The sequence below is a fragment of the Pedobacter sp. AC190 genome (assembly GCF_979258025.1).
On record NZ_OZ409824.1, the window covers coordinates 405,509 to 418,547 of the forward strand.

At 36.0% G+C, this 13,039-nt stretch carries 10 protein-coding genes and 1 other RNA gene; 5 read left to right on the forward strand and 6 right to left on the reverse strand.

Going from position 1 to position 13,039, the window contains the following annotated elements; translation table 11 throughout:
* Positions 1–235 precede the first annotated feature (235 nt).
* The 4 genes from ACZZZI_RS01865 to ligD form a co-directional block, all read right to left on the reverse strand.
* On the reverse strand, positions 236–2,902 hold the full coding sequence (locus ACZZZI_RS01865; protein WP_463488458.1) for a valine--tRNA ligase: 2,667 nt from the start codon (positions 2,900–2,902) through the stop codon (positions 236–238).
* A gap of 425 nt (positions 2,903–3,327) precedes the next feature.
* Positions 3,328–4,422 carry a phosphotransferase enzyme family protein gene (locus ACZZZI_RS01870; RefSeq protein ID WP_463488459.1) on the reverse strand — a complete coding sequence of 365 codons (1,095 nt, stop codon included), beginning with the start codon at positions 4,420–4,422 and terminating at the stop codon, positions 3,328–3,330.
* 491 nt (positions 4,423–4,913) lie between these two features.
* The gene (ku, locus tag ACZZZI_RS01875; protein ID WP_316761120.1) at positions 4,914–5,684 is read right to left on the reverse strand and encodes a non-homologous end joining protein Ku; all 771 of its coding nucleotides are present in this window, start codon (positions 5,682–5,684) and stop codon (positions 4,914–4,916) included.
* Positions 5,685–5,767: 83 nt separating this feature from the next.
* A complete protein-coding gene (gene ligD / locus ACZZZI_RS01880) occupies positions 5,768–8,506 on the reverse strand; it encodes a DNA ligase D (protein ID WP_463488460.1) in 2,739 nt (912 codons plus the stop codon).
* A gap of 220 nt (positions 8,507–8,726) precedes the next feature.
* On the opposite strand from ligD, the gene ACZZZI_RS01885 reads away from it, so the two are divergent.
* Positions 8,727–9,311 (forward strand): DUF4142 domain-containing protein, encoded by a 585-nt coding sequence (locus ACZZZI_RS01885; RefSeq protein ID WP_316761115.1) that lies wholly within the window; start codon positions 8,727–8,729, stop codon positions 9,309–9,311.
* A gap of 333 nt (positions 9,312–9,644) precedes the next feature.
* Here ACZZZI_RS01885 and ACZZZI_RS01890 read toward each other — a convergent pair whose 3' ends face one another.
* Positions 9,645–9,896: a hypothetical protein gene (locus ACZZZI_RS01890; RefSeq protein ID WP_316761111.1), complete on the reverse strand. Its 252-nt coding sequence runs from the start codon at positions 9,894–9,896 to the stop codon at positions 9,645–9,647.
* Positions 9,897–10,137: 241 nt separating this feature from the next.
* On the opposite strand from ACZZZI_RS01890, the gene ACZZZI_RS01895 reads away from it, so the two are divergent.
* Positions 10,138–10,554 (forward strand): putative quinol monooxygenase, encoded by a 417-nt coding sequence (locus tag ACZZZI_RS01895; protein ID WP_463488461.1) that lies wholly within the window; start codon positions 10,138–10,140, stop codon positions 10,552–10,554.
* 16 nt (positions 10,555–10,570) lie between these two features.
* Here ACZZZI_RS01895 and ACZZZI_RS01900 read toward each other — a convergent pair whose 3' ends face one another.
* Entirely contained in the window at positions 10,571–11,449 is an 879-nt protein-coding gene (locus ACZZZI_RS01900) for an aldo/keto reductase (protein WP_463488462.1), read from the reverse strand.
* Between the two features lie 163 nt (positions 11,450–11,612).
* Here ACZZZI_RS01900 and ACZZZI_RS01905 point away from each other — a divergent pair, with 163 nt between their 5' ends.
* From ACZZZI_RS01905 to ACZZZI_RS01915, 3 genes are all read left to right on the forward strand, one after another.
* The gene (locus ACZZZI_RS01905; protein ID WP_316761104.1) at positions 11,613–11,972 is read left to right on the forward strand and encodes a response regulator transcription factor; all 360 of its coding nucleotides are present in this window, start codon (positions 11,613–11,615) and stop codon (positions 11,970–11,972) included.
* Positions 11,973–12,070: 98 nt separating this feature from the next.
* Positions 12,071–12,436, forward strand: a transfer-messenger RNA (tmRNA) gene (gene ssrA / locus ACZZZI_RS01910).
* A 347-nt stretch (positions 12,437–12,783) separates the two neighbouring features.
* Positions 12,784–13,020 carry a helix-turn-helix transcriptional regulator gene (locus ACZZZI_RS01915; protein ID WP_463488463.1) on the forward strand — a complete coding sequence of 79 codons (237 nt, stop codon included), beginning with the start codon at positions 12,784–12,786 and terminating at the stop codon, positions 13,018–13,020.
* Positions 13,021–13,039: the final 19 nt, after the last annotated feature.

Sequence of the window (13,039 nt, forward strand, 5' to 3'; positions counted from 1 at the left end):
AGCAAAGCTTTCGCTCTTTTTCTACCCTAAAATAGTGCTTTTAAATGAAAGATCGTAAAACGGTTTAGTAACATTTTAGAAACGGTCAGTCGCAGGCCGATGCTCAAATTACTTCAGCTCCTTACTTGAATACCAGGAAGATATTTAGCGTTATTAATACTTTATAAAACAAAAAGCCCTTTAGAAACTTAATTCTAAAGGGCTGATTCTAAACTTTTAAGATTTAATCTATGTTTTATCCTAACATCGCTAAGCTTTCTTCAATGATCTTGATTTTCGCTTCTGCATCTGCTTTTTTATTACGTTCATTGGTAATAATTTCTGGTTTTGCATTTTGTACAAAACGTTCATTGCCCAGCTTAGCATCAACAGATTTTAAGAAACCCTGCAGATAAACCAAATCAGCATTTAAACGAATGCGTTCTGCATCAACATCAATATTTTCTGAAAGCGCAATGAAAAATTCGTCCTTTCCAGCCATAAACGCCGTTGCACCAGCAATTTTATCGTTTACAATTTCAGCTTCAGAAACATTAGCTAATTTGAAAACAATGTTCAGCCACTTTTCGTAATCGATATCAGAGTTTACCTTTAAACTTAAAGGCAAAGCCTCTTTTGGCGAAATTTGCTTCTGGTTACGAACATTTCTAATTTCAGCAATAACCGTTTTAATTACCTCTGCATCTTTCAATAATTTCTCGTCAATTGCACCACCCTTCGGGAATTCAGCAACAATACAGCAATCCATTTCGCCACGTTCGGCAAACAAATCATCGTGCCACAATTCTTCGGTTAAGAAAGGCATATTCGGGTGTAATAACTTAATAATCTGTTCAAAGAAACCAACCGTAGCTTTATAACTTTCGGCATCGATAGGCTGTTGATAAGCAGGTTTAACCATTTCTAAATACCAGGCACAGAAATCATCCCAAACCAATTTATAAGTGGTTGTTAAAGCTTCTGATAAACGATATTGTTTAAAGTTTGCCTCAATTTCTACCAAAGCCTCGTTAAAACGGTTTTCGAACCAGGAAATCGCTTGGCTATTCGGATTTTCTAGATTTTCATCAACCTCCCAACCTTTTACCAAGCGGAAGGCATTCCATATTTTTGAAGCAAAATTACGCCCCTGTTCACAGTAACTTTCATCGAACATTAAATCGTTCCCCGCAGGCGACGACATTAACATACCCACACGAACGGCATCTGCACCATATTTTTCGATCAATCCAATCGGATCTGGAGAGTTACCTAACGATTTAGACATTTTACGGCCTAACTTATCGCGAACGATACCAGTTAAATAAACATTAGTAAATGGTTTTTTGCCCATAAACTCATGTCCAGCCATAATCATACGTGCCACCCAGAAAAACATAATCTCTGGTGCAGTAACCAGATCATTGGTTGGGTAGTAGTAATTGATATCTTTGTTATTTGGGTCTTTAAAACCATCGAAAACCGAAATTGGCCATAACCATGATGAAAACCAGGTGTCCATTACATCTTCATCTTGCCTTAAGAAAGGCTCCAACTGATGTTTAAATCCAGCTTTTTCACTTTCGTTAGCGCTTTCATCCAAATGTTTTTTCTTCCAGAATTCTTCTAACGCTTCATCCTTAGTTTTCGCAACAACCCAGTTTCCTTTATCATCATACCAGGCTGGAATGCGTTGGCCCCACCAAAGCTGACGAGAAATGTTCCAATCGCGAACATTTTCCATCCAATGGCGGTAGGTATTTTCAAATTTATTTGGAATCAGGTTTACATCACCATTCAAAACGTCATCCAAAGCTGGCTGTGCCATCTCTTTCATCTTTACAAACCATTGCATAGAAAGCTTTGGTTCAATAGCCGCATCAGTACGCTCCGAGAAACCAACCTGCGATTTATAATCTTCAACCTTATCTAAATGGCCTGCCTCATCAAGCATTTTAGCGATCTTTTTACGGGCAACAAACCTGTCTTCGCCCACCAAAATAACCGCCAATTCATTTAAGGTTCCATCATCATTTAAAATATCGGTAACTGGCAAATTGTGTTTTACACCCAGTTCGTAATCATTTAAATCATGCGCTGGTGTAACTTTTAAACAGCCTGTACCAAATTCAATATCAACATATTCATCCTCAATAACTGGGATTTCGTGATTAACAAGCGGTACAAAAACTTTTTTACCCTTTAAGTGCGTAAAACGTTCATCATTCGGGTTAATACAAATTGCGGCATCAGCCATAATCGTTTCCGGACGAGTAGTGGCAATCGTTAGAAACTGATCTTCCGTCCCCGAAATCAAATACTTAATGTAATAAAGCTTTTGGTTTACTTCCTTACGAATTACCTCTTCATCAGAAACTGCCGTTTTACCCGCTGGATCCCAGTTTACCATGCGTATACCACGGTAAATCCAACCTTTTTTATATAAATGAATAAACGAATCGATCACGGCCGCAGAAAGGTCTTCCTCCATTGTAAAACGAGTACGGTCCCAATCGCAACTTGCACCCAGTTTCTTTAACTGTTCTAAAATAATCCCGCCGTATTTTTCCTTCCACTCCCAGGCATATTTCAAAAATTCTTCACGAGAAAGATCTTTTTTATTGATGCCTTGCTCCTTTAACATCGCCACAACCTTCGCTTCGGTAGCGATAGAAGCATGGTCAGTTCCAGGAACCCAGCAAGCATTTTTACCCTCCATACGGGCTTTACGAATCAAAACATCCTGAATCGTATTATTTAACATATGCCCCATGTGCAGCACACCAGTAACATTTGGCGGTGGAATTACAATAGTGTAAGGCTCACGCTCATCAGGTTCTGAGTGAAAAAACTTTTTCGATAGCCAATAGCTATACCATTTATCTTCTGTTTCTGCTGGATTGTACTTCGTGGAAATGCTCATGAATTATATTAAAAGCCCAAAAATAGCTAAATAAGCTGAAAGACTAAAGTGCAAAGCTAAAAGTTTGGTACGATCTAAGCCCACACTCCCAATCAAGTGGCTAAAAGATGGATATTTCTCTTGATTTGAAAAGTAAGAAACAGTGTTCCATTTTCAAGCTAGTCCTGCTTTTTGTTGCAATCTTTTTGCGAATGTTACTACATAGGCATTTAAAACCTGCAACAAAAAGTATTTCCACTGCAATCAGGTTTAAAAACTTTGTCCAGTGCGCTTTACAATGTTCTCCTACCCAATAGTAAATAAGTTGATTTCTAAAGCTGCATAGAGAAGAATGTTTTTCATTTTCAAGAACAAAGTTTTCGACAAGTTTAGAATTTAAGCTAATGAACTAACTATTTTAACCTCGTTATCTTTTTAATCAAATTTTAGTTACTAATAATTTTGCTGCTCGAAATCTCTAAATCTGCTTCGTATTCTTTAATGATTTGTTTGAAATATTCTTCTGATTTAGTGTAAGCTATTAGCAATGTAATTTGGTTTTTCGCTCGCATAAGATTATGTTCTCCATGAGATACTGGGTAATAAATATCATTATTCAGATAATCGGTTAAAAAACGTAAAGCTTGCATATAAATCATAAACTGACCACTGTAAATAAACAATTCTTGTTCTCTAATGGTTAAACTTCGCCTCATTTCCTCCATATATCCCTTATAAATTGCAAGAAATACGTCATTGCGAACCATAATTTTATCTAACGAAGTTTCCTCTTCATTTACGGGGGATAAGTAAGTTCTCATCATATCGCCAACATCACTTATAAAGTAACCAGGCATAACGGTATCCAAATCAATCACACTTAATCCTATTCCACTTCCAACATGTAAAAGCACATTGTTTATTTTGGTATCGTGGTGAGTAACCCTTGTTTTAAGGCTATTTTCTTGAAGCAGTTCTTTAAACTGATCAGCAATCCAAGAAAAGGTTTCAATTTGACTGATAGCCCATTTAGCAATTTTTAAACGCTCCTGACTGCCATTTTCCAATGCCAAAGTAAACTGTTCCGCTCTTAAAGAAAGGTTATGAAAATCAGGAATAGTAACCTTTAAATCATGAGGATTAAAAGCCTCAAGAATTCTGGTAAACTTGCCAAATTGTTTGGCCGCATGATAAGCCTGGTTAGCTTCGGTAACGGCATCAACGGTAAAAGAATCGGCAACGAAAGGGAAAAGTCGATAGAAAGCTTCATTATCTTCGAAAACCCCAAGGCCTGTTGTTGTAGTTGCTGGGGCTATAAATAAATATTGTGGCGAAACCCGATCCAGATATTTTTTTATTTTCAGGGTATTACTGGCTATATCTTGTGGAGAATGAAATACGTTCGTATTAACTTTTTGCAAAATATATTTTCCGCTCTTAGCAGATACTTTCCAGGTTTGGTTGATTAAACCATTTCCAAAAGGCTCAATTTCACATTCTAAGTATTCGAGTCCGTAGGCTTTTAGAACTTTTTCAATCATTTATTTATTATTTATTTTTGAGTATTCAAAAATTAGGGCATTAACCTTTTCCTATTAATTTCTGTTAAAACCTATTATTTTAGAATCGGCGAGACCAATATAAGAGGATACAGATATTGCCTGCCAAACAAATAAAGCGCAAACGTTTGATTTATAAAACCTGGAAAAAGATCCAAGCGTTGCCCTTATAAACTTAAATTTTAAAAAATTATAGCTTAATGTTAGGCTAACCCATCATAAAATTATGGTATGCATTTTTTTAGAGGATTTCGCTACTCGGGCGAAAAGAAAGAAATTAAGCTACTAAACAAACGAAACGCAAACGTTTGATATTAAAGTTTATCTTTAAAAAACAAGTTTTAAAAGCTGCCAAAAAGCTTTTAAGATGTTATAAGGCAGTAATTTATTTTTACGGCAGACAACGAAACCAGGATAATTATTTATTGAACTACACTTGTTTAAAATATAACTTAGCTCAATTAATAACAACATTAAGCACCTTTTTTCGAACCAAGGCTTTGCATAAGTTGTTCATAAAGGTCATCACTAGTCGCTTTCTGAGGCTTCATTTTCTTAACAGTAGCACGTTTTCCTTTAGCTTTTGCCTTTATAATTTTTAGTAACTCATTACTGTAATCATCTTTAAAGGTACTTAAGTCGAATGACGAACTATATTGCTTAATCAAGGCTAAACCAACATCCATTTCCTTTTTGGTAATGTTGATATCTTCCACTTTATTAATTTCAGATACAGGCCTGATTTCTTGCTGAAAACGAATTTTGGTAATTACAATCACATCCTCCATCGGATGGATTACACATAAGTTTTCGGTATTACGCAAAACGAAACGACCAACGCCTGCCTTTTTTGATTTAACCAAAGCTTTTAAAAGTAGCGCATAAGCTTTTCTACCTTGCTTTTCTGGCTCTGTGTAGTAAGATGTTTCGTAGTAAACTGGGTTAATATCTGTTATGTCTACAAAGTTTTCAAGTTCTATAATCTTGGTCTTTTCGGGGGCAGCTTCCTCAAAATCATGCTTGTCTAAAATCACATATCGGTCTTTAAGAAAATAGCCTTTTACTATTTTTTCGAAAGGAACTTCTTTGTGGGTTTTTTCATTAACCCGCATAAACCTGATTTTTTCATGATCGCGTTCGTCTAACATATCAAAATCCAGGTTGCTGTTTTGCACACCAGAAAATAATTTAACTGGAATGTTAACCAATCCAAACCCAATAGAGCCTTTCCATATAGAACGCATAACTTATCTATTTTTGATTTTAACAAATAACATGAACAAAAGATTATTGTTTTACAAATGTAGCCTTGAACTAGAAATCTCCCCTATAAATTAGCTGCTGATGGGTATTTCTTTTGAGCCTTTTTAATCGCCTGTTCAAGATCAATACCCTTTCCCAAAACACCTTTAAATAAATCGCCTTTTCTTTTAAGTCTTTCAATCGCATTAAAAATTTTAAAATCCTGCATCTTTAAACCAGCCTTAACCTCTTTCCAGTCTAACGGCATAGAAACCGTTGCGCCTGGTTTGGGCCGCAGCGAATAAGGGCCTGCAATGGTGGCTCCTGGTCGGTTTTGCAAAAAATCCAGGTACATTTTACCCTTTCGGGAAGAAATTTTTCGCTCCAGCGTAGTTAAATCTGGTAAAAGATCATGCACCAATCCAACCACAATTCTGGCGAAAAGCTGGGTTTGATCATAAGTGTATTTTGCACCCATTGGGATGTAAATATGAATTCCCGTAGAACCCGATGTTTTTGGAAAGCTGGGTACATCAATCGAATCCAATATTTTTTTAACGGTAAGCGCAACTTCTATAACCTGATTGAAGCTTTGTTTATCTGGATCTAAATCAATTACACAATAGTCAGGATAATCGGGCGATTCAGAACGGGAAAACCAGGGATTAATTTCAATACAACCTAAAGATGCCATCCATAAAAGCGTAGCCTGATCATCACCTAATAAATACTCTTTAGGTTCCCCATCGCTGGTAGAATATGGAAAGGTTTTAGCCCAGTCGGGTGCCTTTCCTTTAACATCTTTTTGGTAAAAACTCTTTCCTTTAATCCCGCCTGGAAAACGGTTTAATGATTGTGGTCTGTCTTTCAGATAGGGTAAGATAAAATCAGAAACCTGATAATAATAGTTAAACATATCCCGTTTGGTAACGCCATCATCGGGCCAGTAAACTTTAGAAAGGTGGGTAAACTTTATTTCTTTTCCATTAATCTTTCGAACCTGAGTTTCATCCTTTGGATTTAATAAAGTTTTAGGTATGGTAGTTTTAGGCGGCTTAATGGCACTGGCGTGGTGATCTGTTGTTTTCTTCTTTTCACTAATAGCCTCCGTATCTTGTTCAACAATATCAGTGGTTTCAATTGCCTTGTCGCGGGTAACATCTTTAGCCTTTTTATCTTCGCGCATCCCCTGGAAAGATGGATGTCTAAATACACCATCACTGGTAATCTCCGTGTAAGCTACTTCGCATACCAATTGAGGTTCCATCCAGATTATCTCGGCATCAGGCTGTTTCGACTGAAATCTGGAACGCTTATTAACATCTGGTGCAACCTTAAACGGACTTTTATCCGTTACAAATGGTTTAAAAAGCTTAACCATATCTCGCTGTGCAGCATCAGAGAATCCAGTACCAACCTTTCCAGCGTAGCTTAGCACCTTATTTTCATAAACAGCTAAAATCAGCGAACTGAAAGATTTGGAGGTATCTTTGTTTTTGGTAAAACCAGCAATAATTACTTCCTGCCTTTTACTAATTTTTACTTTCAGCCAGTCCTTCGATCGGCTATCGATAACATAACTCGATGATTTCCTTTTAGCCATAATACCTTCCAAACCCATTCGTTCGGCAGCGGCAAAAAAATCGATTCCACTGGCATCAAATACTTTCGAAATCCGTATACGATCATCATCCTTAGGCAGGATCTGATTGAGTATGGCTTGACGCTCGATCAGGCTTAAACCTGTTAAATCTTTACCCTTGTACCATAAAATATCAAAAACATAAAATATCAGTTCTCCATCTGCCTCACTCCGCCAATTTTGAAGGGCACCAAAGTTTGATATACCGTTATCGTTAAGTACCAGAATTTCCCCATCCAAAACCACATCCTGCTTCCAGGATTTTAAAATACTGGTAATTGGATAAAACCGATCGTTAAATGATTTCTGGTTTCTGGAAAGTAATTCAACTTTTCCTTTATTTAAAAAAGCCAGTGCACGGTAACCATCCCATTTAACCTCATACTGCCACTCCTTATCATCAAATGGTGCATCAACCAAAGTAGCCAGCATGGGTTTAATGTTTTTAAAGATGGATGATTTTGGTGCATCCTTTAAAAACTGATCAGCATCATCTGCTTCAGCTTTTTTTTTAGTTTTCTTTTCACCTTCCTCAATCTGTTTGGCTACGGCTTTATCTTTAACGCTGATTTTTTGTTCCTTACCCGACTTCCAGACTTTATCTCCACTCTTTTCCATAACCTCAATGGTTTTTCCCGAAAGTATAGACTTATCTTGTTTAGTTACATCCTTTTTAGTCGCAAATTCGTCATCATGTTTAATTAACAACCAGGCATTGTCACCCATTCCCTTGGTTTTGACCAGGGCAAATTCTCCATTTAATTTTTCGCCATGCAGGCGCATTTTTACCGAACCTTTTTTTAACTCAGCAAGAAGATATTTTTCCTGCGCTTTTTTGCCTTTTATATCTTCAATCGTTTCATACCAACCCTGATCCCAAACAATTACCGTTCCTCCACCATATTCCCCTTCTGGAATTAATCCCTCAAAATTTCGGTAATCAAAGGGATGATCTTCAACCATCATAGCCAAATGTTTAATCTTCGGGTCGAGAGAAGGCCCCTTAGGTACAGCCCAGCTTTTCAAAACGCCACCCATCTCTAATCTAAAATCGTAATGAAGTCTGGATGCATCATGTTTCTGAATCACGAAAATCATTTTATTTCGATCCTTGCTTAAACCCGCTTTTGGCTCGGCAGTTTTTGTAAAGTCGCGTTTCTGTTTATACTTATCTAAACTCATAACTAATTAATTAACAACGGCGTGATGAAAAAAACATTCAATAGCAACTGGATAACAATGCACTATATGTGTTGGTTTTATTTCGACTGTTTTTTAAATATGAAGGATTCTATAAAGCCTAATTTTTTATGCCTTTTTTTTAAGGAATCGTGTAGTTCTAAAATTTTTTAAAACTATTTCATTGAATCTGAGGTTTAAAGAACACAACAAAATTTATACTATGAAAAATTTATTTTATGTAATGGCAATTTCCGCATCTGCACTAACCTTTCAGGCTTGCAGTGGAAACAAGGATGCCAAAGAAACAGCAGATAGTTTGAATATGTCGAAAGACACAACAACTAACGTAGCAGAAACTGGTGGTATTGCAGTACCTGAAGAAGATTCGAAATTTGCAACTTCAGCAGCAGTTGGTGGAATGGCAGAAGTAGAATTAGGTAAACTTGCCTTAGAAAAAAGCACAAATGCTAAGGTAAAAGAATTTGCTACAATGATGGTGAGCGACCATGGTAAAGCGAATACAGAATTGATGGCTTTAGCTGGCACAAAAAACATTACATTACCAACTACTGTTGATGATGACCACAAGAAAAAAATGGACGACTTAAGTAAAAAAACAGGCGCCGATTTTGATAAAGCTTATGTTGATGCAATGGTAGATGGACATAAATCTACTTTGGATTTAATGGAAAAAGAAGCAAAAGATGGTATGGATGTAGACTTAAAAGCATTTGCATCTAAAACAGCACCAATTGTTAAAACACATTTGGATATGATTCAAAAAATTAAAGATGGCATGAAATAAGCCAATCTTGAATTATAAAAAAACCTTCTGATTATGATATCAGAAGGTTTTTTTTATGCATTTAAATACAGGTTTTCAGCTGGTATTACTGGCTGTTATCAAATTTAAAATCCTTCTTTTTCTTTGGCGTTGTTCCAAATGTGTAACTCCTGCCCAAATCAACAATCCTTGAGTTACTTCTATTCTTAAATGGAAATGATGCTCTCAAAAATAAAGGCAAAACCGAGCTATTAAGGTTGGACAGTTATAAATTTTAGACCCGCATTATCAGTTGATCTGTGATTAGAATAGATAGATGTTATCGAATTTGAATTGATTTCGAATAACCAAAAACTAGGCTATGTTTAGCATAGAAATATCACCTATCTTTTTTACCATTTCATCAATTAAATTATACTTAAAATTTATCCAGTTCTTTTCAGTTAGGGAATCATTTAAAAGTATAGTGGTTTTTGAGGTTTGTAATTCAGGAGCTCCTTTAAGGACATTGAAAATATCGTCAAAGGTTTTTTTATTATAAGTTTTAAGCGTTTCAGCCTTATTTACAAGGCTTTGCAATAAAGAAACTTCTCTTTGATTTTCCATTGTAGTTTTGATTTACAACAAATCTAAATCAACTTTATTTATTTTTATACCGTAAAATCACCCTTATTTACTAGCTGTTTTGCTATTTCTTAGTACTTTAATCAAATAAATGGCTAAAAAATCAATTTATAATTAATACATCAGGAATAATGGTATAGGATACAGGAATTTATATACAAATCCTTTGGAGAAAAATGACCACTTTTGAAGTGGGAAGTATTATTCCATACAAATAATAAACATGACTACAAAAGCACTCAAAATACTTATCATAAGCCTATTATGCTTACTTAGCTTAGAGAAATCTTCGGCACAACAGCCAGGTATGATCGTCAGAATTTCTGAAATTGAAATATTTCCCAATCACCTGGAAGCCTACAACAAAATTCTGAAGGAAGAATCAGAAGCATCTGTAAAGCTAGAACCTGGCGTAATTGCTATTTTCCCAATGAGTCAGAAGGAAAACCCGAACCAAATAAGGATTTTGGAAATTTATGAAAACTCAGAATCCTATCAAGCACATCTCAAAACACCACATTTTTTAAAGTATAAAACTTCTACCCTAAAAATGGTTAAATCTTTAAAACTTATAGATATGGATGCACTTGATTCTAAAACCATGACCCAAATCTTCAAGAAATTAAAAGAAAATAATTAAGCTTTTTTATTCCAAATTAACCTAAGTAATCCAGATCTTCTTTAGAAATAGAAATTTCAGCCGCTGCCATATTTTCTTCCAGGTGCTTAAGCGAAGTAGTTCCAGGAATTGGTAAAATTAAAGGAGATTTATGTAGCAACCAGGCCAAATTCATTTGAGCCGTACTCACATTGTATTTTTTGGCTATTTCCTCAATCTTTTGCTGACCTTTGCCTAAAGATGCTTCAAGAGAAAAATAAGGAATTAATGGAATTTGATGTGCTTCAAGCAAATCTAAAATCTCTTCTCCTCCTGCCCCACCCATAGGCCCAGCTAAAGTTGTGCGTTGCGTGTAACCATATAAATTTTGCACCGTCCCGATTTCGCCCATTTTTAATCCAGCTTCTAACTGTTCTCTGTTAACATTACTCAAACCCACATGAGCTATTTTCCCTTCTTTTTGCAGTTCAAATACAGCGGAAAGTGAATCTTCGAAAGAAGTTTCAGAACCAGGCATATAGCGAAAATGGACAACAGCCAATTGATCTAATTTTAAAACCCGAAGGTTATTCTCTACACTATGTCGCAATTGCTCGGGTTTACTAAAAACATTCCAGCTTGCATCATCCTTACGCATTGCGCCAATCTTTGTGCCTATAATTAAGTTATCCTGATAAGGATAAAGAGCCTCAGAAATTAAACGATTGGTAACATCAATACCATAATAATCGGCGGTATCAATGTAGTTTACGCCAAGTTCGACCGCTTTTTTTAAAATTTGTAAAGCCTCTAATCGGTTTTCAGGCTCACCAAAAAAGTGTTTTCCAGTTAAACGCATGGTACCATAACCAATTCGATTAGCGGTGAAAGGTAGTTCTGAATCTTTACCTATGATGAGGGTTTTATTTATGTTCATAAATTCTAAAGTCTTTTGATGCCAATTATTAACAGGTTTAATTTACATTTTGTTTTTATTGTTTGGCGAATACCAACACCTTTTTGGAGTTACTTAACCTGCTAAAAATCAAAACATTAATACAGCTGTTTGGTTAATATATAGGAACTAAAAATTATTGAGTATGGATAAGCGAATATGTGTTTTGGAAGATAACGAAGATATTAGAGAAATTATTGGCTTTATTTTAGAAGATGAGCATTATAAAGTAAAATACTTTAAAAATATACAAGAGTTTAGAAAAGGAGCATTGGATTTTCATGCAGATTTATTCTTACTGGATGTAATGTTGCCTGATGGAAATGGTTTAGATTTATGTTGCGAACTTAAAAAATTAAAAGAAACGGCAAATATGCCAATTGTGATGATGTCGGCAAATTTTTCTGATACAGAAATGAGAAGCAAATGCCATGCAGATGATTATATACATAAACCTTTTGATATTAATGATTTTGTAATTAGGCTTAACGCACAAATTCATTAAATACGACACCAGATTTCAAAATATCATTTATTCAATGCGCTGTTGAGGGATTTTTCGTATATTTGTAATCTTGTTTCTTAATTGAAAACTCGAGAACTGGGGCCGTTCTTGGATTTGACAGGGTGGCGAAGGTTATGTTAGCATGCAGTGCGTTGTACGGAGAGCACTTAAAGTGAACGTTCACATTTTAGTTGGCGAAAATACTTACGCCTTAGCTGCTTAGTTTAGAACTAATTAGCTTTTGTCCCTCTAACTGCTGCATTGTTAGGTTAGAATCTGGGGCATCGAAATAACAAAGCTGGCCTTAAAGAGATACGATTTAAGGTGAGATAAAGTATCTAAGGATTTAAATAAGGTCGGTTTTCAGCCCGTTTATTTCCCGAAAATCAATTGAAAAATAAGCATGTAGAAGGTATAAGTTATCTCACAACTGGACAAGGGTTCGACTCCCTTCGGCTCCACAAATCTTTAAAAGAATCCGCGAAATTTCAATAATCTCGCGGATTTTCTTTTTTCCCATACAAAATGCTATACAATTCTTTTACATAATGTGTTTTATATTCCTATTTAACTCCAGAATAGGTAAGAATATCTGTCTTCGAAGTTTCTGCAATTTTAAAAATAGAAGATTCGGAAATACCATGAGCGTGAAAGCATATTCAAGAGAGAGAGTAAAATCTATCAATCCAAGCCTTCTCTGGAAAAACCGGAAGGCATTGACCCCATCTCACTAAAAATAAGCAAGCAATAGTCTACTGGCTTACAGCTGACTCATCTATACCTTAAAACTGGCGGAGCGGGGTCAATTAAATTGGTTTATCCAGCCAGGAACTGGTCGCAGGGAGAACTGGCACAGCAGATTGAGGCCTCACGTGAGATCATCGGAAAGTATGAGCGCAACGAGAACCTGCCCTCAATAGAGATGGTCGCAAAGATGGCCAGAGCTTTTAATGAAGGCAACAAGATCTCTCAACTCGCTAAACTGCACGGGCGATCCTATGGGGCGATTAAAGCAAGGCTCATCAAACTCGAAATGCTGGAAAAGTAAAAGCCCGGCATATGCCAGG